Source organism: Cryobacterium sp. Y11, from assembly GCF_002929535.1.
Lineage (GTDB): Bacteria > Actinomycetota > Actinomycetes > Actinomycetales > Microbacteriaceae > Cryobacterium.
In genome coordinates, this window is sequence record NZ_PJJO01000046.1 from 11,741 (window position 1) to 35,043 (window position 23,303).

Genomic DNA, 23,303 nt, shown 5'->3' on the forward strand with positions numbered 1-23,303 from the left:
CGTCTATCCTGCCGCACGCAAGATGCGGAGCTCGTCCCTCCGCACAGCCTGCCTGGCCGGATCGGGAACCGGCAGTGAGGCGAGCAGGCGCTGGGTGTATGGATCCTGTGGGGCGCCGAGCACCTCAGCCCCAGTGCCTTCCTCGACGAGCTTGCCCTTGTACAGCACGGCAATGCGGTCGGCGAGAATGTCGACCACGGCGAGGTCGTGACTGATGAACAGGGCGGCGAACCCGAACTCTGCTTGCAATTCGGCGAAGAGCTCCAGCACCTTAGCCTGTACAGACACGTCAAGGGCGCTGGTGGGCTCGTCCGCGATCAACAGGCTCGGCTCCAGGGCGAGACCGCGGGCCAGGCTCGCACGCTGGCGTTGGCCACCGCTGAGCTCGTGCGGGTACCGATCGCCGTAGGCGCGCGGCAGCTGCACCGCCTCGAGCAGTTCGTTCACGCGCTTACGGGCGGCACCGGCATTGGCGGCGCGACCGTGCACGACGAGCGGTTCGGCAACGCACTCCGCGATCGTGAGCAGCGGGTTAAAGCTTGACGCCGGGTCCTGAAAGACGAAACCGATGTCGCTGCGCACCTTTTTAAAGGTGCGTTCTTTGAATCCGTGCATTTCGTGACCGAGCACGGTGAGGGATCCGCCGGTCACCCGGGTCAGACCGGCCATGGCACGACCGATCGTGGTCTTGCCCGATCCGCTCTCGCCGACCAGGCCGAGCACCTCACCGGGACGGATGGCGAAACTCACCCCGTCGACGGCGGTGAAACCGGGTTTTCCGAGGCGGCCCGGATACTGAATCTTCAGGTTGTCGGCCACAACGACCGGCGTCGATTCTGCCCAGCTAGCCTCGCGGGCCTCGAGGCGAGCGGTGGCCCGCGCCGTGCCCTGACCGACGTGCGGCACCGAGCCGAGCAGCCGCTTGGTGTAGTCGTGCCGGGGGTTCGAGAACAGCGCCTGGGCGGGGGCTTCTTCGACGATTTTTCCCTCGTACATGACGACCACACGATCGGCGAGGTCGGCGACAACGCCCATGTTGTGGGTGATCAGCACGATAGCGGTGCCGAATTCATCGCGGCAGCGCCGCAGCAGATCGAGAATCTCGGCCTGCACGGTCACGTCGAGCGCGGTCGTCGGCTCGTCGGCGACGATCAGGCCTGGATCCAGTACCAGCGCCATGGCAATGACCACGCGCTGCTTCTGACCACCCGAGAACTGGTGCGGGTAGTAATCGACGCGGCTTTCTGGGTCGGGGATGCCGACCCGGCCGAGAATCTCAATCGCCTTGGCGCGGGCTTCTTTGCGGCTGAACTCGCCGTGGGCACGGATGCCCTCGGCGATCTGCCAACCGACCGTGTACACCGGGTTCAGGGCCGTCGACGGCTCCTGGAACACCATGGAGACATCCGTTCCCCGCAACTGACGCAGCTTTTGCTTGCTGACGGAGAGCACGTCGTTAGATTTTGCGCCGTCTTTGCTGCTCAGGATGACCGCGCCATGGGCGGTCGCCGTCTCCGGGAGCAGGCCCAGGATGGTCTTGGCCGTGACGGTCTTGCCGCTGCCGCTCTCCCCTACGATGGCGAGAATTTCACCGGGGGCGACGCGTAGCGTGACGCCGTCGACGGCTTTGACCGCGCCGCCGTCGGTGGCAAAGGTCACATTGAGGTTGTCGATGTGTACGACGTCGGTCATGAGGTGGATTCCAATCCGTCTGGTCGTACTCGCGGAGCGCTGATCGAACCGTAAATTCCACTCGGTTCGATGCGTCCGGCCGGCTCGCGTACCGGGGCCGGGGCAACCGGGGCCGCCGAGGTCTTGCCCGGAGCGCGTCGACTGCGCAGGCGCGGGTCGGCGAGGTCGTTGAGGCTCTCGCCGACCAGGGTGACGCCGAGAACGACCAGCACGATAGCGAGCCCGGGAAACAGGCTGGTCCACCAGATTCCGCTCGTGACGTCAGAGATTGCCTTGTTCAGGTCGTAGCCCCACTCGGCAGCCGACGACGGTTCGATGCCGAAGCCGATGAAGCCCAGCCCGGCGAGGGTGAGCAGTGCCTCAGATGCATTGAGCGTGAAAATGAGCGGCAGCGTGCGAGTGGCGTTGCGCAGTACGTGACGAAACATGATCCGTCCGTTGCTGGCGCCAAGCACCCGGGCCGACTCCACGTAGGCCTCAGCTTTGATCCGCACCGTTTCGGCACGAATCACGCGGAAGTACTGAGGGATGAATACGACGGTGATCGAAATCGCCGCAGCGAGGATGCCATAAAACAGGCTAGATTGCCCGCCAGAGAGCACAATTCCCATCACAATGGCCAGCAGCAGCGACGGGAAGGCGTAGACAGCGTCGCAGATGACCACGAGCACCCGGTCGAGCCAGCCTCCAAAGTAGCCGGAAACAAGGCCCAGCGCGACGCCGGCGAAAATCGATAGTACGACGGCGATAACCATCACAATAATCGCAGTCTGCGATCCCCAGATCACCCGCGAGAGCACGTCGTAACCACCGGCGGTCGTGCCGAACAGATGGTCACCGCCCGGTTCCTGTTGGGCACCGAACGGGCCGTCGTCACCGCGCAATTGGCTGTAGCCATAGGGCGCGAGCAGCGGAGCAAAAATTGCGGTCAAAATGAAAATTCCCGTAATGACCAAGCCGGCCACCAGCATCCCTCGTTGCAGGCCCACGCTTTGACGCAGTTGGTGCACAACGGGAAGCCTGCTCCACAGCGGAGCCTTAGGCGAATGCATAGACGCTGAATCGAACTCGGTCATGATCAGTACCTCACTCTCGGGTCGATCAGCGCGGCGATGATGTCCACGATGAAGTTGGAGAGGGCGACGATAACGGCGAGGAGCGCCACAATGCCCTGCACGGCCACAAAGTCTCTGGCCTTAATGAATTCAATCAACTGGAACCCGAGCCCCTTCCACTCGAAGACGGTTTCGGTCAGCACAGCACCACCAAGCAGAAGAGCAATCTGCAGACCGATGACGGTGATGATGGGGATCAGTGCCGGGCGGTAGGCGTGCTTGCTGACCAGCCGAAACTCGTGCACGCCGCGCGAGCGCGCGGCATCCACATAGTCGGTACCGAGGGTTCCAATAACGTTGGTGCGCACGAGTCGGAGGAACACCCCGGCCGTGAGCAGGCCGAGGGCGAGTGCCGGGAGCACGGCGTGCAGGAGCACATCCTGCACCACCGCCGGATCACCGATTTGGAGAGCATCGATCAGATAAATTCCGGTTTTGTTCGGCAACAACTGCATCTGCAGCTCAGACCCGGTGGTAGCACGCCCGGCCACGGGGAGCACCTTAAGCCAGACGGAGAAGACGAGCTTGAGCAGCAGACCGGCAAAGAAGACCGGTGTGGCATACCAGAGAATGGCAAGGACGCGCAGGACGGCATCCGGTGCCTTGTCCCGCCAGTACGCTGCGACCAGGCCGAGCGGGATACCGACGATGAAGGCGACGATCAGCGCGTAAAAGACGAGTTCGGCGGTGGCGGAACCATAGGTAAGAAGAACTTCAGTCACCGGACGATTGGTGCTGATGGTGGTTCCGAAGTTTCCGGTTAACACCTGACCGAGATACTCAAAATACTGCACCAGAATCGGGCGGTCATAGCCGGCCGCATGCACGCGTTCAGCCAGCTGATCCGGTCCGAGGCGGCCACCGAGGGCAGCGGTGATCGGGTCCCCCGTGGTGCGCATCAGCCAGAAAACCATCGACACCAGAATGAAAATGGTGGGGAAGATGAGCAGGAAACGAACAAGTAGGTATCGGCCGATTCCACCACCCTGGCCGGTTTTTTTCTTCGAAGCGCGCGCCGGAACGGGCGGCTTCACTGCCACAGTGCTCATCTTTACCTCACGATTGCATGACTATTCGAGTGCAACAAAATGGGGGCGTCCAGCATGGTGCAACGCTGGACGCCCCGGTGATCAAACTAGAGAAAACTCTAGTCCGTCAATGCCTAACCCTTGACAAGCGCGCCGTAGCGGAACTTGAACGAGGTGTCGAGGGTGTCTTTGGTTCCGCTGATGTCGGTTCCGGTGATGGCAACCTGGGCACCCTGAAGCAGTGGCAGCGTCGAGAGCGCGGCCGCGACCTCGTCTTGAATTTCCATGAGCAACGCTTCGCGCGCTGCCGGATCGGTGGTCACTGACTGCTCCACGATCTGAGCGTCGACGTTGGCGTCAGCAAAGTGGTTGTCCAGAAAGTTCTCGGTCTTGAAGAACGGTGACAGGTAGTTGTCAGCGTCGGAGTAGTCCGGGAACCAGCCGAGCTGGTAGAGCGGGTAGACGTCTTCTACGCGGTCCTTGGAGTACTGCACCCATTCGGTCGTCTGCAGGTTGACCGTGAACAGGTCAGTTGCTTCGAGCTGGTCCTTGATCAGGGCGTACTCGTCGCCCGAGCTGGGGCCGTAGTGGTCGTTACTGTACTGGAGGTTCAGCTCGACCGGCTCGGTAACGCCGGCTGCTTCGAGCAGGGCTGCAGCCTTGTCAATGTCGGGCCCACCCTCGCCATCGCCATAGAGGCCCTTGAGCGATTCCGTCGCGCCGGACATTCCGGCGGGAACGAAGGAGTACAGCGGGGTGTACGTACCCTTGTAGACCTGGTCAGCGATCTCTGCGCGGTCGACGATGTTGGCCACGGCCTGTCGCACTGCCAGTGCCTTTGCCGGGTCGGCGTCAGCGGTGGTCGCGCCGAACGGCTGCGAGTCGAAGTTGAAGGTGATGTAGCGAGTTTCGCCGCCAGGACCGTCGACTACCTTGACGTTGTCATTGCCGCGAAGGTCGTCAATGTCGGTGGCCGACAGGCTCCGCCACGCGACGTCGATGCCACCTTCCTGCACTTCCAGCTTCAGGTTGGAGGCGTCTGCGTAGTACTTCACGTTGATGACGTCGGTCTTGGCAGGTCCGAGCAGCCCCTGGTAGCCCTCGTAGGCCTTGTAGGCGAGCAGGTTGTTGAAGTTATAGCTCGTCAGTGCGTACTGACCAGCGAACGCATTGGCGTCGACGATGTCAGCGTCCGGCGTGATCTCGGTGGCCGAGAGCGAGTCCTCGTCTACGATCACTCCGGCAGGGCTCGACAGGATCTGCGAAAAGATCTGGTCGTTGCCGTTAATGAGATTGAAGACAACCGTCAGGTCATCAACGACATCTGTGCTCTCCAGGTTGCCGAGGAGAGACGACGGTCCGGTGTCCGAGGCGATGGTCTGCTGGCGATCGAAGCTGAATTTGACGTCGGAGGCGGTGAGGTCGTTGCCGTTTGCCCATTTAAGGTCGGGCTTCAGCGTTACCGTGTATTCGTTGGGCGACGTGAACTCAGCTGCCGTGGCGATGTCGGGTTCCACGGATGACGTTCCGTACGGGCTGCTCATCAGGAACGGAAAGACCTGAGTTTGCACGGCGAATGAGCCATTGTCGTAAGAACCAGCCGGGTCGAGGGAAGTGATCTTGTCGGTGGTACCGATGGTGATCGCGCCGCCCGCGGCATCGGGGGTGGTGCCACCCGAGGCGCAGCCAGACAAAACCAGTGCCGCGACCGCGAAGCCGGCTGTGGCAGCGAGAGCGCGCTTGCCGTTTGTGAATGCGGATGTCATATCCGTCGTCCTCTTCCTGTAGAAATCTCATGAGTAGGAGCGCCCCAAAGGGCGCAGCTATTCATTGCTGTAAGAAAAGAACTAGCACAGAATTCGCACGTAACCACGATCAGACGCAACTTCTTTACATATCCGCAACAATCCACGACTCAAATATTGCAGTTTGGCGGGAAAATGCTCAAATGTTGCGCGCGCACTAATCGTCGCGGAGGGCGCGCCGCTCGGCCTCAACCCGCACGAGCTCGCGCTGGAGGGTGCGGTACATCTCGGCGTCACTCGTATCCGCTCGTTGTAGTCGACCGAGCAATTCGGCTTTCAGTCGCAGCAGGTCCTTGTCGATGAGCACAATCGTGATCTCGCGCACGTACCGCGCGACGTCTTTCTCGGTGCGCTCCGGCAGGTTCGCCATGGCGAGTTCCTGCACGAGGTTCTTGAAGGTGTCCGGCACCTCGGAGACCACCTTTTCCAGCCAATCCGGTGCCTCGAAGTGCGCGAGACTCGCGGCGATGGCGTCGCGAACGACCGCGAGGGAGGTATTCGAAAAGGATGTCTGCACCGCGCTGTCGAGAATGTCCCTGCCGATCAGGGTTGGCCGTTGCAGCATGGCCATGAGGCCGTCACGTTCGAGCCGGGTGACCGGGTCGCTTGGCAGTTCCACCAGCGAGAAGGGGCGTTCGGGCAGAACGTCGACCGCGCCGGCATGACGCGGAGCGTTCGGGCCACCGCTGGCGGAGGCGCGAGCGCCGGACTGCGCGTTCGTGACGGCCTTGGCGACTTCGCCCATATCGACGCCAAGCATGCGGGACAGTTCGCGGGTGTAGCCGGGGCGCAGCACGGGGTCGCGAATATCCCCCACAACGGGGGCCGCGGCGCGCAGGGCCGCCGTTCGGCCCTCAACGGTGTCGAGGTTGTACTGGGAGAGAATTTGCCGAATCATGAACTCGAACATGGGCTTCTTCGAGTCGACCATCCGACGTACGGCGTCGTCGCCGCGCTGCAGGCGCAGGTCGCAGGGGTCAAGTCCCTCCGGCCCGACGGCCACGTAGGTTTGGGCAGAAAAGCGCTGCTCCTCGCTGAAGGCGCGCATGGCGGCCTTCTGGCCGGCGGCATCCGGGTCGAAGGTGAAGACAACTTCGCCGACACCCGAGTCGTCACCCAGCACCCGACGTAGCACCTTGATGTGGTCGACGCCGAATGAGGTGCCGCAGGTGGCGACGGCCGTGGTGATGCCGGCCAGGTGGCACGCCATCACGTCGGTGTAGCCCTCGACCACGACGACCTGGTGGCTGCGCGAGATGTCGCGTTTGGCCAGGTCGAGGCCGTAGAGCACCTGCGCCTTGTGATACACCGGCGACTCTGGGGTGTTGAGGTATTTCGGACCTTTGTCGTCATCGAGTAACTTGCGCGCTCCGAAGCCGATCGTTTGCCCGGTGATGTCGCGAATCGGCCAGACCAGGCGGCCGCGGAAGCGGTCGTAGATGCCGCGGTCACCGCTGGAGACCAGCCCGGACAGGGACAACTCTTCGGTGGTGAATCCGCGACCGCGCAGGTGGTTGGTTAGTTCGTCCCAGCTTTTTGGCGCGAAGCCGACTCCGAACCGGGTCGCCGCGTCGGCGTCGAAACCGCGCTGGCCGAGGAAGGCCCGGCCAACCTCGGCGCCAGCGCTGCCGAGCTGCTCGATGAAGAAATCGGATGCCGCCTGGTTGGCCGCGAGCAAGCGGGCGCGATTGCCATGGTCGGGGGCAGCGCCGGAGCCGTCTTCGTAGTGCAGGTCGAGGCCGACCCGGCCGGCGAGCCGTTCGACGGCCTCGCTGAAGCTGACGTGGTCCATCTTCTGCAGAAACGAGTACACGTCACCGCTCTCGCCGCAGCCGAAGCAGTGGTAGAAACCGACCTGCGGTCGCACGTGAAAGCTGGGGCTGCGTTCGTCGTGGAAGGGGCAGAGGCCCTTCATCGAGCCGACGCCAGCGGACTTCAGCGTGACGTAGTCGCCGATGATGTCGGCGATGTTCGTTCGGGCCTTGACCTCTTCGATGTCACTTTGTCGAATCAGTCCAGCCATGGCTCAATTCTATCTTCTCGGTGTGACAGCCTTCGTCGCGCGCGCACCGGGCCCATGTTCTGATCACGGGCCCAGCTTATAAACTAGGCCCGGGGACGGGGCCCAGGCCCCGTCCCTTGTGGGGGCGGGTGAGTGGGGTGGCTAGCCTTGGACTAGGCGCTCGTACCAGGCCAGAGCTGACTGGTCGGTGAGGCTGGCCACTTGGTCGACGATAACGCGCTTGCGGGCGGCATCATCGGCGGCGGCCTGCCAGTCTTCGCGAAAACCGGGATCGAGATGTTCGTCGCCGGATTGGTAGAGCGTATCGGCGAGCAGGGTGAGCACTTGACGTTGCTGCACATAGATGGGTTTGCGGGTGTTGCGGGTCATCACGAAGGCGGCGACGATGCCCTTGAGTACCGAGATTTCGGCCTGGATCTCTCGGGGCACGATGACGTTGGCACCAAAGCGCAGCATGTTTGCGCCCGGATACGCCTCCTTGGTGGCGTGCACGGCGGCGCTGCTGAACCGGCCAATGAGCTGGCTGGTGAGGTTTTTGAGGCGGCCCTGATCACGGCGCCCTGCGGTCCAGGAATCCATCCACACATCAAGGGAGTCGAGCCGGTTGAACGCGGTCGCGAGGTCGTCGGCGTTGGTCGCGTCACCGATCCATTCGCTCATGGTGGCGAGGAGCTCGTCGTGATTGGCGCGACTGCTCAGGGCCGCCACATCGACATAGCCATTGACGACGGCGTCTTCAAAGTCGTGCACGCTGTACGCGATGTCATCGGAGAGATCCATTACCTGAGCCTCGATGCACAGCTGACGATCGGGCGCGCCATCCCGCAGCCACTCGAAGGCGGCCATGTCGTCTTGGTAGAACCCGAACTTGGCCCGCCCGCTTGGGTCGTAGACCGATGAACCTTCTGGCCACGGGTACTTGCAGCTGGCGTCGAGACTCGCCCGAGTGAGGTTGAGACCGTAGCTGTGGCCGTCTGGCCCGAACACCTTGGGCTCCAGCCGGGTGAGCAGTCGCAGGGTCTGCGCGTTTCCCTCGAACCCGCCAATGTCTACCGACCACAAGCTGAGTGCCTTCTCGCCGTTATGCCCAAACGGCGGATGCCCAATGTCATGCGCCAGGCAGGCGGTGTCCACGATGTCGGGGTCGACGTTGAGCCGCGACGCGATCTCCCGCCCGACCTGGGCGACCTCGAGCGAGTGGGTCAGCCGGTTGCGGGCAAAGTCAAGCCCGGCGGTTGGGCTGAGCACCTGCGTCTTGGCCGCGAGGCGACGCAGGGCGCTCGAGTGCAGCAGTCGTGCCCGGTCGCGGGCAAAGTCACTGCGCCGTGAATAGTGTTCTTCGGGAAGCCACCGGGCCTCGTCGATCTCGCTGTATCCGGTTTTGTTAGCCACCGCTGGTGTCCCCTTCGCCCTCGGTCAAATTCAGTCGTTGCGCGCCGATGAGATCTTGCGATTCGAGCCAGTGCTCGGGCAGCGACGGTTTCTTCGGCGTTCCCGCCCGGCCACGCGGCCCTTCAACGTCGGCTCCCGGGTAGGGCAGCGAGGCGTCGAGGGTGCCGAGCAGGTCATCGAGCTGGGCGAGAGATTGCACCATGGCCAGGCTCGCGCGCAGGTCGCCGCCCACCGGGTAGCCCTTGAAATACCACGCGACGTGCTTGCGAATATCGCGGCAGGCGCGGTCTTCGCTGTCGAAGTATTCGGTGAGGAGTTCGGCGTGGCGACGGAAGGCGTTGATGACCTGGCCGAGGCCGGGTTCGGCCTTGCGTTCCTGCCCGCGAAACGCTGCGGTGAGGTCGCCGAACAGCCACGGACGGCCCAGGCACCCGCGCCCGACAACGACACCGTCGCATCCGGTTTCACGAACCATGCGCAGGGCGTCCTCGGCTGACCAAATGTCGCCGTTGCCGAGCACCGGAACGTCGCTGATGGCGTTCTTGAGCTTCTCGATGGCCGACCAGTCGGCGTGGCCGGAGTAGAACTCCGCGGCCGTTCGTCCGTGCAGGGCGATGGAGGCGACTCCGGCGCCGGCGGCGGCCTTGCCGGCCTCGATATAGGTGAGGTGATCTGCGTCGATGCCCTTGCGCATTTTGACAGTCAGCGGAACCGCCCCGGCTGCGGTGACGGCCGCTTCGACGATCTGGCGAAACAGGCCGATCTTCCAGGGCAGGGCCGCTCCACCGCCCTTGCGGGTGACCTTGGGTACCGGGCAGCCGAAGTTGAGGTCGATGTGATCGGCGCGGTCCTCAGCGACGAGCATGGTCACGGCTTCGGAGACGGTTTTCGGGTCAACGCCGTACAACTGAATGGAGCGGGTGGTTTCGCTCTCGTGATGGGTGATCAGCCGCATCGTCTCAGCGTTACGCTCGACGAGTGCGCGGGAAGTGATCATTTCGCTGACGAACAGGCCGGCCCCGTATTCGCGGCACAGGCGTCGATAGGCCGTATTGGTAATGCCGGCCATCGGCGCGAGAACGACGGGCACGTCCAGCGTGAGTGGGCCGATACTCAGTGGGCCGATACTGTGCGGACCGATCGGTGCCAGCTGGTCGACGGTGGGAACAGGTGAAGTCATGGTGGGTCAATTCTCCCAGAAAGCGCGGGGCGCTTCGAATCGTCAGCAGAACGGATGCCCTCGCCACGCAGAAACGCAGCTGCCGGCCCGGGAAACCCGGGCGCACGGCAGCTGCGTTAGTGACGAAACGGGCTCAGATTAGCTGCAGCAACCGCCACCGCAGCAGGACACGCCCGCGGAATCGTCGGTGGTCGCGTCGGTCTGCCCGATGAGTTGGATAGTGGGGCGACCGGCGGCGTCGGTGTACACCGGCGGGACGATGGTGGTGGTGTTGGTGTCGCTCATGCGCTTTTCTCCTCTGATCGTTCGGTGAGTATCTGGTTGAGAGCCTGAGTAAAAGTAGCAGGATCCTGCGCGCCGGAGATGCCGTACTTGCCTTCGATAACGAAGAACGGAACTCCCTGGATGCCGTATTCATTGGCTAGCGCCACATCAGCCTTGACGTCCGCCAGGAACTCATTTGCGGTCAGCGCCCGCACGACGTCGGCACGATCAAGACCAATTTCCGCGGCCAGATCGGCCAGGTCCTCGATGCGGCCGATATGGAGCCCATCGACAAAGTATGCCTTCAACAGGCGTTCCTTCATATCGAGCTGGCGATCGTGTGCCTTGGCATAGTGCAGCAACTCGTGAGCAATGACCGTATTGGTCTGGTGCACCGAATCGTAGTCGTAGTGCAGGCCAACGCTCTCGGCGATACCGGTGACACGTTCCAGCATCTCGGCCACTTGGCCGGGCGTCATACCCTTGTTCTGGCTCAAATAATCGGACGGGGTGCCGTCGAAATCGACCGGGGTATCGGGCGACAGCTCAAAACTGTGGTACTCCACGTCGACGTTTCCAGCAAACTCGGCCGCGCCGGCTTCGAATTTGCGTTTACCGATGTAGCACCAGGGGCACTGCACATCGGACCAAATATCGACCTTGACCGGGTGGGCGCTGGTCAGTGCGGTCGTGGTGGATTCGTTTTCTTCGGTCGTAGTTGTATCGGTCACACTCGGGTCAACGGATGCCCGCTGCTGTGTATTCCCAACCGGAATATTCGCAGGCACCGCTCACGCCGTTGGGGTGTCGACCGCTCCGCCGTACCGCCGGTTTCGAGACGCGTACAGTTCGACCGCGTGCCAGAGGTCGACCCTGGTAAAGTCCGGCCACAGGGTGTCGAGAAAAACCATCTCGGCGTATGCACTCTGCCAGAGCAAAAAGTTGCTGGTGCGCTGCTCCCCCGAGCTGCGCACAAATAAGTCAACGTCGGGTAGTTCGGGCACGTACAGCTGCTTCGCGATGGCCTTTTCGGTGATGCCGGACGGCTTCAGCCTGCCGGCGGCGACGTCTTCTGCCAGCGCGCGCACGGCATCCGCTATTTCGGTGCGCCCGCCGTAGTTGACGCACATCGTGAGGGTGAGTACGTCGTTGCCGGCGGTGAGTTTCTCGGCAAATTGCAGCTCATTAATAACGGATGCCCACAGCTTGGGCTTTCGCCCCGCCCACTTGACCCGCACGCCCCACTCGTTGAGCTGGTCGCGGCGGCGATGCAGCACGTCACGGTTGAAGCCCATCAGAAAACGTACCTCGTCGGGCGATCGCTTCCAGTTTTCGGTGGAGAAGGCATAGACGCTGAGGTGTTTGACGCCGATCTGGATAGCGCCGGCCACGACGTCGAGCAGGGCGGCCTCGCCAGCCTTGTGGCCCTCCACCCGGGTGAAGCCTTGGCCGTTGGCCCAGCGGCCGTTGCCATCCATAACGACGGCGACATGCTCCGGCACGACCTTGCGGGGTAGCTCCGGCGGGTACAGTCCGGTCCAGTCGAGCGGTTTGAACGCGACAGCGTCCTTGTGCGTGAAACCCTTGTGGCCGAACAGACTCGCCATCATCGGGCGACGTGTTCCAGCGAGCGTAGCCCGCGGCCCAGGTGCCACTGCGTGTAGGCGGCGACGACACCGGCGGCTTGGTTTTGGGTGCGGTCTGGGCTTGCTTCGGCGTGTTCCCAGTCGCCGGTCAGTAGGGCACTGAGCAGACCGATCGTTGCCGCGTCGAGCCGGGGCGATCCGGGTGGGGCGCAGGCATCGCAGACGATGCCGCCCATCTGCACGACCATGGCACTGTGCGCTCCAGCTGTGCCGAGTTCACCAACGGCCCCACACCGGGCGCAATCCTGAAAGCTTGGCGCCCAGCCAGCCATCGAGACGGCACGCAAGAGATAGGAGTTGAGGGTGAGGTGGGAGCCGTGTTCTTGGCGGGACAGCGATCGAAGCGCTCCGACCAGCAGCAGGTATTGCTGCAACGAGCCTTCGGATTCGGTGAGCTTGTCGGCGGTTTCGACCATGACGCTCGCCGCGGTGTAGCTGGGATAGTCGGCGGTGATCAGGGCACCATAGGAGCCCAGCGATTCGGCCTGGGTGATGATATCGAGGCTGCGGCCCTCATAGAGCTGTACGTCGGCGACCATGAACGGCTCGAGCCGGGCGCCGAATTTGGAGCCGGTGCGCCGTACGCCCTTGGCCACGGCGCGCACCTTGCCGTGGGCTCGGGTGAGCATGGTGACGATACGGTCGGCTTCACCCAGCTTGTGGGTGCGCAGCACAACGGCTTCATCTCGGTAGACAGGCACAGATAATTATCCCACTCTGTCGCGCGGACTTCGGTCACGGCTCGAGCACTTGTCAAACGGATGCATTCGGTCGCAGAAATTGTGTCATGAGTCGAGTCAGGCTCTGGTCTTTCTTGGCAGACGGGGGGAAACTTAAGACACGTAGTCCCCGTGATATGGAGGTTTTTCATGAAACCAGTCCAGGGCAGTCTGCCCGACATTATGCCCGTGCTGTCACGTGGCAAACACCGCACGCCGAAGAGCGGCGGCTGCTTCATGGAATTCGCCTCCTATCTGGCTGGCGAGTCCTGGAGTGACCACCCCGACTGCACCCATCCGGTGCTGGCGTCGCTGGCCCGCATGGTCAACGACTGCAGTTCCGACGACGGGCGCTCGCGGCTGGCCCTGCTGATTCCGTCGGTCATTGGACTGACCGGCTCCGACAAGCGCGTCGAAGTCGTGATCGCGCTGCGTGCGGGCTGCGAAGCGCTTCCGGTGGCCAGCTTTGAACGCCAGCGCGCGCTGGCCGTGGGGATTCTGACCTGCGAACGCAATGCATCCGTTCTCGATACACAGCTGGCCGACCAGATGCGAGCCCGAGTTCGGGTCGCGCTCGATCAGACACCCAATGCCGAACGGTGGGCACGAGATTTCATGGACAGTGTGCACTCCTGGTCGCAGACCAAGTTCACCCCGCGCACAGCAGACACGATCATTCGCGTTGCCGTGCAGGGTATCGGCGAGGCGTGCATTGCCGATCCGGATGCACGGCTGTATGCCCTGCTTGACCATGCCATTGCAGATTCCCGCGCCCTGCTCGGTAGTGCATCGTTCACTGCACGCACATCGAACCGCACGGCGCAGCTACCAGCCTTGGCCTAGCGCACCGTTTCCCTGACCGCACCAGGATGGTACGGCGAAAGCCCACACTCGCATCGACGAGTGCGGGCTTCCGTTTGGCCGGACAAGAGGCGAGTTTAGACGGCGGACAGCTCCCGGTCGCCAACCTCGGCCCGAATGCCCCGGTTGACGGCGGACACGACCGACTTGAGCGACGCGGTCGAAATGTCGGCGTCGATGCCGACGCCCCAGTAGCGCTTGCCGTTCACGTCGAGCTCAACGTAGGCGGCGGCCTGGGCGTCACCGCCAGCCGACAGCGCGTGCTCGACGTAGTCGTAGAGTGTGATCGCGATGCCGCGCTCCGCCATCACACCGATGAAGGCATTTATCGGTCCGTTGCCAGCGCCGGTGACCTGTGCCACAGTATCGCCGTCTCGCAGCTCGACCGCGAGGTCGACCGTTCCGGATAGATCGCTCGACGTGCGGGTGGAGTGCAGTTCGAACCGGCCCCATTTGGCTTCGGGGTTCTTGATCGTGGCCGGCAGGTACTCGTCGTTGAAGATGTCCCAGATCTGCTGGCTGGTGACTTCGCCGCCCTCGGCATCAGTTTTGGCCTGCACGACGCCGGAGAACTCGATCTGCAGCTTGCGCGGCAGGTCGAGGGCATGATCGGTTTTGAGCAGGTAGGCGACGCCGCCCTTGCCGGACTGCGAGTTGACCCGGATCACGGCTTCGTAGCTGCGGCCGAGATCTTTCGGGTCGATCGGCAAATACGGAACGGCCCAGACCAGGTCGTTGACGGTGCAGGCTTGGGCGGCCGCGTCGGCGTCCATCGCCTCGAAACCCTTCTTAATGGCGTCCTGGTGCGAGCCGCTGAAGGCGGTAAAGACCAGGTCGCCGGCCCAGGGCTGGCGTTCGGGAACGGGCAACTGGTTGCAGTATTCGGCGGTGCGCTTGATCTCGTCGATGTTGCTGAAGTCGATCTGCGGGTCGATGCCCTGCGTGAACAGGTTCACGCCGAGGGCGACCAGGTCGACGTTTCCGGTGCGCTCACCGTTGCCGAACAGGCAGCCTTCGATGCGGTCGGCGCCGGCCAGGTAGCCGAGTTCTGCGGCGGCGATGGCGGTGCCGCGGTCATTGTGCGGGTGCAACGAGATGAGAACGTTCTCGCGCTGGGTCAGGTGGCGGCTCATCCACTCGATCGAGTCTGCGTAGATGTTGGGCGTGGCCATTTCGACCGTGGCCGGCAGGTTGATGATGACCTTGCGCTCCGGGGTGGGCTGCAAAATCTCAATCACCTGGTTGGAGATGTCGACGGCGAAGTCGAGCTCGGTGCCGGTAAAGCTTTCCGGCGAGTACTCGTAATAGATGGTTGTGCCGGGAATGGTCGATTCCATCTGCTTGCACAGCCGCGCCCCAAACAGGGCCAGATCGACAATGCCCTGCTTCTGTTCGCGGAACACCACGTCACGCTGCAAAATGCTGGTCGAGTTGTAGAAGTGCACGATGGCCTGCTTGGCACCGGTGATGGACTCATAGGTGCGCTTGATCAGGTGCTCGCGGGCCTGGGTGAGCACCTGGATGGTGACGTCGTCTGGAATGGCGTTCTCGTCGATGAGGCTGCGCACGAAGTCGAAGTCGGTCTGGCTCGCCGAAGGAAAGCCCACCTCGATCTCTTTGTAGCCCATGCGCACGAGCAGGTCGAACATGATGCGCTTGCGCTCCGGACTCATCGGGTCGATGAGCGACTGGTTGCCGTCGCGCAGATCGACCGCGCACCAGCGCGGGGCAACCGTGATGTGCTTACTCGGCCAGGTACGGTCGGGCAGGTCGACGGCGAACTGCTCGTGGTACGGGCGGTAGCGGTGAATCGGCAGGGTGGATGCGGTCTGATTGTTCTTCATGGTCCTGTTTCCTCGTGGGTGCCGTGCAGCCAACGACAAACGCCGCGACGAGGGAGGCCTTTAGATTAGGACTCGTCGCGGCAGCTAAGGAGGAGCGCACCGTTCAACACATTTTCAGGCTAGCACCGTTTGGCACGGCTGCGACCACGTGGTCTTACGGGCGTCGGCGAACGGATGCTAGTGGGCGAGCCCGCGCGCCAGCGTCACCATTTCCCGCACCGACAGGCTCGGAAGGTAGGCCCGGGCCAGCGCGAGGCCAATCTCGGGCAGGGCTACCGGGTCGGGGAAAGCCATAAAGACCGGCGCAAACTCCGGCTGGAACTTGCACTTGAACGTTAGGAGCGACCGAAATCCGTACACGGGCTCGAGCGTGCGACCGAGATACTCGAGCAGTCCGGCGGCAATATCACCCTGCCGCGGGCCGGATGCCGCAGCGAGCGGTGCCACAGACAGGCTGAGAAACTCAATCTGTGGCCGCTCCTGCATCCGCTGAGCCGTTTGCGCGATCAGAAATTCCATCACACCGTTGATACTGTCGGGTCGGCGCCGCATAAAGTCGAGGGTCCAGCCGATGATTTCGCCGTCCCGACGGGTGGGCAGCCAGCTGGTCACGGCGTGCACCCGCTCCGAGCTGTCGACGGCGAGCATGAGGCGCACCTCCGGGTCGCGCAGTTCGTCAAGCCCGCCGAGGGTGAACCCCAGCTCGGGGAGTTCCTTCTCCCGCACCCACTGCTCGGAGATTTCGGAGATTTGGGCTGCCGCCGGGAGCGAGAGTGCCCGATAGCTGGTCCATTCGGCTCGCACGCCGGCGCGGTCGGCACGATTGATCGACGAGCGGATGTCCTGCCACTTCTTTCCGGTTGTGCTCCAGCTGCTCGGCCGCAACAGCGTCTCCTCCCCCACCTGCATGGTCGGCCAGCCCATTTCTGCAAAAACACCTTGCCAGCGCTCGTGCAGGCTGTAGAACACCGGAACCCAACCGTTGTCGTCGCACATGCGCGCAAAAGACGCGACGGCTTCATCGGCTTCGGAGTGCGGTCCGATCGGCTCGGAGGTCGTGATGGCGATGCCGTTGACCACGCGATAAGCAATCGCGGTGCGTCCGCTGTCCGTGAACCAGAGCGAATTACCCGGCCAGGTGGTCATGAAGCCGAGCGATCCGCCGCCGAACGTGCTCAGTACGATGCGCAGTCTCGCAGACGCGTCGATGCTGGGCCCCGTCGCGGCGCTGCGCAGGCAGACGATTGCGCCGAGGAAGACGACGATCCAGAACAGGGCGCCAACGCTGTCGTAGAGGGTGGTGGCCAGGGCATCGTTGGGCAGGAAAGAAACCCGTTCGAGCCGCAGAAAACCCACGGGAATGAACCGCTCCGGAACATCCGCTATCAAATCGAGCACTGTCACTGCCGGTCGAAAATGGGCGCTGAGCAGCCAGCCCAGGCCGACGTAGGCTGCGGCGAGTCCGGTCAGGCTCCCGAACGTGACGAGCAGAAATCGACGCTGCCGGCCGGTTCGGGACACGGCGGGAAAGTGGCGCAAATTGGCGAGCACGACCACCGAGACGAGGAGCGGCACGAGCACCGACACCGCAAGGATGAGGGTGACCTCCCAGTACCGGCCGGACTGCCATTGCCAGACGTAGGGTTGACCGGAGATCGGCAGCAACCCGTAGTACCAGGCGGCGAGCAGCGCCAGCCCGGTATTGATCGTGACGGCGAGCCAGGCGGCGAACCGGCGGCCGCGGGCCAGCCCGAAGGCAGCAACGACGAGGGTGAGCAATGGGAGCAGGGTCACCAGCACCGGGCCGGCGCCGCCGATGCGTTCGAGGCTCAGTTCCCGCACGCACTGCCGGGTGATGTCGCCCAGCAGGCATCGGTCGACGACTTCGCCAATACGAGGCACGTCCTGGGAGAGCAACATACCGAGCGGTGCCAGCAGCCCGAATCGGGCGCCGGAGAAGATCGTGATGACCGGCCCAATGGCGACCATACCCACGACCGCTGCGAGCAGGGTGCGGGTTTCATGATCGGAGCTGCGGCGCCAGGCGCCCAGCTGCCTGGTCGGTCGCCAGCTCCAGCCCACACCAAGCCCAACCAGCACGGCGAGCAGGCGATATACGTCAGACGGCTGACCGGAATACAGCACCAGCACGAGCACCGTCGACAGGCCGAGCACTCGAATGCGGCGGCGCCAGAGCGGCCCGGCGAAGAAACTCGCCGCCATCAGGCTGCCGAAGATCGGGGTGAAGGGGTCGATCGCCCAAAGTTCGCTGACTCCGCGCGACCACATCTCGCCGCCAGCGACGCCGAGGTATTGCGCGCCGATGCCGATGGTGGCTCCGAAAATAGCGGTGAGAAGAAAAGCGATCGCGGTGCGCCGGGTTCCCATCAGGCGTTCGGCGAAGCCGAGCATGATCAGCGCGCCGCCCAGCGCGAGCAGCAGTTCAGCGCCGTCGTCGACGAAGAACACCGAGGTCAGCGGCGACCACCAGTGCCCGTGATCAATGACCGATGCGTAGCCGGTGCCGAGCAGCAAACGGATGCCGCGCGCCGGTCCAGAGATCACTCCGGTCGCAAGGCCCACCGCGAGCAGCACCGCGGCGAAGCAGACAGCGAACGGTCGCTTCCGCGCCCATCGGGAGAACGATCGCAGGGCGGAGCCGGTCGCGCGGTCGCGTCGGGCCGGAAGACCCGTAGTGGCGTCGGGTTTCACGTCGTTGGTGCTCACCGGGTCATCGCAATCACGGTGGGCGCTAGCAGTGCCGTTCGCGCGGCGATGCGCGGCAACGCGGTGGTCCAGGCGTAGTCGACGGTGTGCCAATCGTGGGCCGTGCCGGGTGACTCGAGCAGGTGAGTCTCGACGCCGGCGCGCTGGGCAGCATCCGCTATCGCGCGCATGCCAGGCAGAAAACGCATATCGTCGTCGCCGACCACGAAGATGGCGCCGAGCTCGGTATACGGTGCGTGGGCCGCGAGAATTGCAGCCGGCGCAGCGGCGGCGTAGCGGGATGTGCTGCCGCCGAAACCGGATTTCACGGTGTGCGCCTCATTTCCGTTATTGGGCACGAGCTCTCCCGAAATGTCCAAAACCGTATTGTATAGATCGGGGTGTGCCGCGCCCAGTTGAATGGCGCACGTGCCCCCCTGGGAGAAACCAGCGATGGTCCAACCGGCGCGCTGGGCGGTGACGTGCAGGTGCGACCTGATCCACGCCGGAACATCGACGGTGAGGTAGCTGGCCGAGTTGCCGAGCGCAGAATCGACACACATGGGGTTGTTGCCCGGCGCGCCGAGTTGATCGGGAACGACGACAATCGGGGCAAGACCGGAGTGCGCCAGCGCATAAGTGTCGAGAATGCTCGCCAGACCGCCAGCAGTAAAAATGTCGCTCGGGCTTCCAGGCTGCCCGGAGAGCATTTCGACCACCGGCAGGGCCGGCGGGTTGGGGCGCTGCGCTGCCCGCGGCAGATAGACCAGCGCGTCGCGGGCGACGAAACCCGACACAGTGGCCGGAATGGTGACGGTGCCGACCACACCGGTTTCATTGCCCGCGCTGGTGGTGGCTGAGTCGGGATGCGCGGTGGCAGTCTGGGCATCGTGGGCCCCCGCAGCCGCGAGGGCCACATCGAGCGGCGGGTAGCTGGCGAGCCCGAGGGCGACGCGCAGGGTGGGAAATTGGCCGACGTCGGCGTTGATTCCTGCGGCGGCACTGAGCAGACAGAGCCCGATCGCCAAGGCGGCGACGCCGCGCCGCCAGCGTGCCTGGCCGCGCAGGTTCAGGGCGACCACGGCGAGGCTCGCGCCCAGGGCGGCGGTCCACAGTCGAGTTCCGGTGGAGAGCGACACCCCCCAGGGGTCCCAGACGTCGCTGACGAACCAAACCAGGGTCCAGCCGCCAGCCGCACCGACGGCGGCGCCGATGACGGTGACCACGGACCGTCGCAGGCTGGCCGGGCCGAGCAGCACGAGGAGCAGTGCGAGGCCGGTAGCCGCGTAGAGGGTTGCGAGAAGCGGAGCGTCGACGAGGTCGACATCGAGCGCGCTGAAAGCCGACAGCAACGAGTTCATCCAGAGCCTCCGATTTGACTCTGGCACCGTCAGTACGTTCTCGTGCTGGCGGCACCAGAGTTACCAGCCCGTACTCGGTCAAGTCATGGCTGGCTGACAGCCCGCACAGCCGGCGAGCGGATGCCGCCCCGCTCTCCCCGACGAATCGGCCGATTTCAACGGACGCACCAGCATCCACTTAGCGCAGGTCTCGCAGCCGGTCGGTCATGCTGTTCTCATCTCCGGCTCGTCGCTCATACGTGACGGCGATGATGAGTAGCACAGCACCGACCACGGCCAGGGTGATCCACCAGGGCATCGACTCGATCCCCCGACCGATCTGCACCAGGAACACGAGAACGTTCTCAAGGGGAAGCACGACGATACCGATCAGGAACGGGGCCGCGAGCTTGAGGCTTGAGCCGATCAGTATGGCCGCGAGCGCAATAATGATCACGAGAATCGCCCGCCAGGTCTGGGGGTCGGTGAAGGTGGCCAGGATCGAGGCCAACAGCAGGGTCACGATGCCGGGGGTGAGCAGGGACCACGAGCCGGTAAAACCTGCCGGCCAGCTGGTGACGGTGCCTGCGCGCTGGCGTTGCTGGTCGAGCTGCACCTGCGCTTTGTAGCCAGCCACGGCGCCAGCCGCCAGCAGGAAGATGCCCAGTGGTAACGAGAACCACTCGACTCGCAGATCTCGTGGACTCCACGCCACGATCGCAGTGACGAACGCGACCGCACCGATGAACCAGGCCGGTGGCAGGCTGGTCTGGTGGGTGCGCAGCCGCCAGGCGATAACGACGACGGTCACGAGGTAGGCCAGCATGAGGGACCACATCATCCAGATCGTGAACCAATCCCGTTCGATCGCGCTCCAGGTCGCCACCGCGATATACAGTGCGCATGGCGCATACAACCAGCGGGTGCGGGCTAACCGTGACATTTCCGGGGCAACCCTGCAGATGGCGCGCGCGCCAAGAGCTGCCGGCAGCGCGCCCGCCAGACCGATTCCGACGCAGAGCAGCACGAGCGGCACCCCTCCGGTCATGATCGGGTCGGCGCCGAGGCCGAATCGCACACCTTGGATGGCACCGGCAGCACCGGCGACTATCGCGACGCCCAGGGTCGGTATCTGCAGGACTTGGAGTAATTGGGCGTGCGCCGAAGAGACCCGGCCGAGCACTACGCCGAGGCCGAGCAGCAGCCAGGCTGCGACGACGAGACCATAGCCACGCCATGGGGCCAGGGCAGCTCCCGTGCCGGATACCGCCAGAATCGTCAGGATCGGTGCGACGGATGCGACCAGGCCGGTCGCGTAGAGCGGCACGGCACGGAAGCCGCGTGCCGTGAGGATCAGGCCGACAACCGCGGCGGCGAGGGTGGGAGGGAGCAGGTACGGTTCCAGCGCGCTGATTCCAGCGAGTGCCCACAGACACCACAGTGCGCCGGTGAATGAGGCGGCGGCGACCCACCACCCGTAGCGGCGCTTCGCCCAGAAGGCCGTGGCCGCGGCGCCGAGTCCGAGGATGACCAGCACAATAAAGGTGGTCGGCAGCCCCGCGGCGATGCGCACAAGGGCCAGCACGACCGCGATCGCCGCGGTGAGCAGGGTGGAGGCTTCAAGCGCGATCCGGGCGGCCGTGGCATCCCGAGCACCAATCCCGCGCTGGCCCAGCGCCCTGCCGATCCCACCGGTACTGGGGAGCACGATTGCGACGATAGTGGCGATCACCGGCAGCGTCACCGGAGACGCGCTGCCACGAAGCACCTGCGCGCCGAGGCAAATCACCACGACGGCGAGGGACGGAACGAGGAGGCTGGCAGCGATCGTGCGGAGAACAATGCCCAGGCCTACACGCCGTGTAGAAAGCAGGGTGAGTGCGAGCAGAAAGATCAGGGCGGTCGATAGAGCGGTCCAGCCGCTGCGCTCGAAGAGTACCTGCACGACCCCGATCATGAACGGCACCGACGTCACGACCAGAATCGCGTACCACGCCGGCGGCGCAACCCGTCGGAGGAAGGTTGCCGCGATCGCACCGATCGAGCCGAGCGATGTGGTGAGGCAGAGCCCGGCGATGGTGCCTACGCCCAGTTGGTCGAGCGCAATCGAAAAGATGACCAGCGCGTAGGCGAAACCCGCGCCGACGTGCAGAAACCGCATCGTGGGTGGCACTGTCTGCACGATGATCGCGATGGTAGCGACGATCGCGATGCCAGCCCAGACGGTGACACCATCATTGGCCAGGGAGCAGATGGTGGCCAACAGCACCGCGACATGACTGCCCAGCACGAGCGGGAGCCGCATCGTCAGGGTGGCATTCCGCAGGCGGGGAATAGCGACGAGCGCCATGCTCGCTGTCACGGCCAAGCTCAAGGCGATCGCGATACGCGCCCAGAGGGGCAAGACGGGCTGACAGGCAAAGGTCAGCCCGGCGAGGGCGGCGAGCCAGATCGCACTGGAGCCGGTGCGCGCTGTCAACGTGCGGGAATTTGCATCGGGCTGGGAGGCATCCGTTCTGGCGGCGTTACGACGCCGGGTTAGTGCCGAGAATGCGCCGAGTCCTGCCGACATGGCGCCGAGGCCGAGCACAACGGCGAGAAAGCCGTGCGGGGGTAGGAGGCCGATCGCGCCGCTGCTTGAGCCGCTCAGCGAGGTGAGCACCGTCACGGCCCCGATAAGCACGGCGAAGAGCACGGGCGAGAGCACGCTCACACCGGCGAGGGCGAAAATGCCACCCAGGAATGCTCGCCGGTCGAGGGCGCGCGCTCTCGGGGCAAGCGCCTGGAGCACGAGCAGTGCGGCGGCCCCGGTTGCGGGGGCGACGGCCTGATACCACGCGCCCCAGCCGTGCGCCCCGAGGTCGAAGGCGAACGGCAAGCTCAGCGCGGCGGCCATCGCGGCAGCACCGGTAACGGCGCTCCAAAAGTTCTTGGCGATCTGCCGGGTCGCGAGCAGGGCGAGCAGTGCAACGCCGGTCAGCACGGCTGTGATCGTCAGCCAGTATTCGGTCGTGGTGCTGAACTCGATGAACCCGACCTGGGCCAGCACGATGCCGGTCGAGACGATCTGAATCGTGGAAAGCGTCATCCGTTCGAACCGGAGGCGCCCATCAAACCGCTGCGCCAGAGCGGGTGTCGTTCCAATCAGGGCGAGCGCGACAAACGCCACGCCCAGGTGGCCCAGGGTTGCCGAGAGTGTGGTTGCCCCCGCGTAGCCCAGCATCGCAGGAGCGAGAGTGAGACCGGCCAGAGCGATCCAGAGCCAGCCGCGAATGCGCGCGAGCGTCGACGCGATGACCATGACGCCGCCGCTGACCAGTGTTCCGGCGGCGGCGAGCACCCAGGGGCTGGCTCCGCTTGGCGCCAGTTCCGAGAACGCATAGACGTCGAGAGCAACGAAGACCATCCCGAGGCCGCCGACGGCTTCGGCTGAGAATTGCAGCGTGCGGCGGGCAAGGAGCCAGGCGCCGCCGAGAAAGACGATGGTGATCAGCCCAACGATCACGCTGCGCAGGGCGTGATCGGTGAGGTCGGGGTTGAAGAACGTGAAAACGACCGCGGAGACGGCGAACAAACCAGCACCCGCGACCGCGAGCACCGACTGCACCGTCGCGCTCGACCGCGGGGCAACCGTGCGTGCTGAACTCAGGCTGGCGGCGGGTGCCACGGGCATCCGTTGTGGACTCGG

16 protein-coding genes are annotated in these 23,303 nt (G+C 64.2%); 1 reads left to right on the forward strand and 15 read right to left on the reverse strand.

Going from position 1 to position 23,303, the window contains the following annotated elements; all coding sequences use genetic code 11:
- Window positions 1–3: 3 nt before the first annotated feature.
- The 11 genes from CXY75_RS02970 to recO form a co-directional block, all read right to left on the reverse strand.
- On the reverse strand, window positions 4–1,692 hold the full coding sequence (locus CXY75_RS02970; RefSeq protein WP_104081372.1) for an ABC transporter ATP-binding protein: 1,689 nt from the start codon (window positions 1,690–1,692) through the stop codon (window positions 4–6).
- Window positions 1,689–2,768 carry an ABC transporter permease gene (locus tag CXY75_RS02975; RefSeq protein WP_199182343.1) on the reverse strand — a complete coding sequence of 360 codons (1,080 nt, stop codon included), beginning with the start codon at window positions 2,766–2,768 and terminating at the stop codon, window positions 1,689–1,691. Before CXY75_RS02975 ends, CXY75_RS02970 begins: the two co-directional genes overlap by 4 nt.
- Before the next feature lie 2 nt (window positions 2,769–2,770).
- Window positions 2,771–3,856: an ABC transporter permease gene (locus CXY75_RS02980; RefSeq protein WP_104081373.1), complete on the reverse strand. Its 1,086-nt coding sequence runs from the start codon at window positions 3,854–3,856 to the stop codon at window positions 2,771–2,773.
- A 113-nt stretch (window positions 3,857–3,969) separates the two neighbouring features.
- Window positions 3,970–5,601: an ABC transporter substrate-binding protein gene (locus CXY75_RS02985; protein WP_104081374.1), complete on the reverse strand. Its 1,632-nt coding sequence runs from the start codon at window positions 5,599–5,601 to the stop codon at window positions 3,970–3,972.
- 196 nt (window positions 5,602–5,797) lie between these two features.
- Complete coding sequence (gene dnaG, locus CXY75_RS02990; RefSeq protein ID WP_104081375.1) at window positions 5,798–7,663, reverse strand: DNA primase; 1,866 nt, start codon at window positions 7,661–7,663, stop codon at window positions 5,798–5,800.
- 141 nt (window positions 7,664–7,804) lie between these two features.
- Window positions 7,805–9,055 carry a deoxyguanosinetriphosphate triphosphohydrolase gene (locus CXY75_RS02995; RefSeq protein WP_104081376.1) on the reverse strand — a complete coding sequence of 417 codons (1,251 nt, stop codon included), beginning with the start codon at window positions 9,053–9,055 and terminating at the stop codon, window positions 7,805–7,807.
- The gene (dusB, locus tag CXY75_RS03000) at window positions 9,048–10,235 is read right to left on the reverse strand and encodes a tRNA dihydrouridine synthase DusB (protein ID WP_104081377.1); all 1,188 of its coding nucleotides are present in this window, start codon (window positions 10,233–10,235) and stop codon (window positions 9,048–9,050) included. Before dusB ends, CXY75_RS02995 begins: the two co-directional genes overlap by 8 nt.
- Window positions 10,236–10,373: 138 nt before the next feature.
- Entirely contained in the window at window positions 10,374–10,520 is a 147-nt protein-coding gene (locus CXY75_RS19675; protein ID WP_158251097.1) for a hypothetical protein, read from the reverse strand.
- Window positions 10,517–11,182 (reverse strand): DsbA family protein, encoded by a 666-nt coding sequence (locus tag CXY75_RS03005; RefSeq protein ID WP_104081420.1) that lies wholly within the window; start codon window positions 11,180–11,182, stop codon window positions 10,517–10,519. Before CXY75_RS03005 ends, CXY75_RS19675 begins: the two co-directional genes overlap by 4 nt.
- A gap of 108 nt (window positions 11,183–11,290) precedes the next feature.
- Complete coding sequence (locus CXY75_RS03010) at window positions 11,291–12,109, reverse strand: isoprenyl transferase (protein WP_233201694.1); 819 nt, start codon at window positions 12,107–12,109, stop codon at window positions 11,291–11,293.
- Complete coding sequence (gene recO / locus CXY75_RS03015) at window positions 12,106–12,846, reverse strand: DNA repair protein RecO (RefSeq protein ID WP_104081379.1); 741 nt, start codon at window positions 12,844–12,846, stop codon at window positions 12,106–12,108. Before recO ends, CXY75_RS03010 begins: the two co-directional genes overlap by 4 nt.
- A 168-nt stretch (window positions 12,847–13,014) precedes the next feature.
- Here recO and CXY75_RS03020 point away from each other — a divergent pair, with 168 nt between their 5' ends.
- The gene (locus CXY75_RS03020; protein ID WP_233201695.1) at window positions 13,015–13,707 is read left to right on the forward strand and encodes a hypothetical protein; all 693 of its coding nucleotides are present in this window, start codon (window positions 13,015–13,017) and stop codon (window positions 13,705–13,707) included.
- 95 nt (window positions 13,708–13,802) lie between these two features.
- Here CXY75_RS03020 and leuA read toward each other — a convergent pair whose 3' ends face one another.
- The 4 genes from leuA to CXY75_RS03040 all read right to left on the reverse strand — a co-directional run bounded on the left by leuA (window position 13,803) and on the right by CXY75_RS03040 (window position 23,282).
- Window positions 13,803–15,569: a 2-isopropylmalate synthase gene (gene leuA / locus CXY75_RS03025; protein WP_104081380.1), complete on the reverse strand. Its 1,767-nt coding sequence runs from the start codon at window positions 15,567–15,569 to the stop codon at window positions 13,803–13,805.
- Window positions 15,570–15,746: 177 nt separating this feature from the next.
- A complete protein-coding gene (locus tag CXY75_RS03030) occupies window positions 15,747–18,296 on the reverse strand; it encodes a bifunctional lysylphosphatidylglycerol flippase/synthetase MprF (RefSeq protein WP_233201696.1) in 2,550 nt (849 codons plus the stop codon).
- The gene (locus tag CXY75_RS03035; protein WP_104081381.1) at window positions 18,293–19,636 is read right to left on the reverse strand and encodes an esterase family protein; all 1,344 of its coding nucleotides are present in this window, start codon (window positions 19,634–19,636) and stop codon (window positions 18,293–18,295) included. Before CXY75_RS03035 ends, CXY75_RS03030 begins: the two co-directional genes overlap by 4 nt.
- A gap of 178 nt (window positions 19,637–19,814) precedes the next feature.
- Entirely contained in the window at window positions 19,815–23,282 is a 3,468-nt protein-coding gene (locus CXY75_RS03040) for an SCO7613 C-terminal domain-containing membrane protein (protein ID WP_146069347.1), read from the reverse strand.
- Window positions 23,283–23,303 lie beyond the last annotated feature (21 nt).

Excerpts from the sequence above, each read along its gene's own strand:
- CXY75_RS02970 (WP_104081372.1), bottom strand. The coding sequence starts at position 1,692 with ATGACCGACGTCGTACACATCGACAACCTCAATGTGACCTTTGCCACC.
- CXY75_RS02975 (WP_199182343.1), bottom strand. The coding sequence starts at position 2,768 with ATGACCGAGTTCGATTCAGCGTCTATGCATTCGCCTAAGGCTCCGCTG.
- CXY75_RS02980 (WP_104081373.1), bottom strand. The coding sequence starts at position 3,856 with ATGAGCACTGTGGCAGTGAAGCCGCCCGTTCCGGCGCGCGCTTCGAAG.
- CXY75_RS02985 (WP_104081374.1), bottom strand. The coding sequence starts at position 5,601 with ATGACATCCGCATTCACAAACGGCAAGCGCGCTCTCGCTGCCACAGCC.
- dnaG (WP_104081375.1), bottom strand. The coding sequence starts at position 7,663 with ATGGCTGGACTGATTCGACAAAGTGACATCGAAGAGGTCAAGGCCCGA.
- dusB (WP_104081377.1), bottom strand. The coding sequence starts at position 10,235 with ATGACTTCACCTGTTCCCACCGTCGACCAGCTGGCACCGATCGGTCCG.
- CXY75_RS19675 (WP_158251097.1), bottom strand. The coding sequence starts at position 10,520 with ATGAGCGACACCAACACCACCACCATCGTCCCGCCGGTGTACACCGAC.
- CXY75_RS03010 (WP_233201694.1), bottom strand. The coding sequence starts at position 12,109 with ATGATGGCGAGTCTGTTCGGCCACAAGGGTTTCACGCACAAGGACGCT.
- CXY75_RS03020 (WP_233201695.1), top strand. The coding sequence starts at position 13,015 with ATGAAACCAGTCCAGGGCAGTCTGCCCGACATTATGCCCGTGCTGTCA.
- leuA (WP_104081380.1), bottom strand. The coding sequence starts at position 15,569 with ATGAAGAACAATCAGACCGCATCCACCCTGCCGATTCACCGCTACCGC.
- CXY75_RS03035 (WP_104081381.1), bottom strand. The coding sequence starts at position 19,636 with ATGAACTCGTTGCTGTCGGCTTTCAGCGCGCTCGATGTCGACCTCGTC.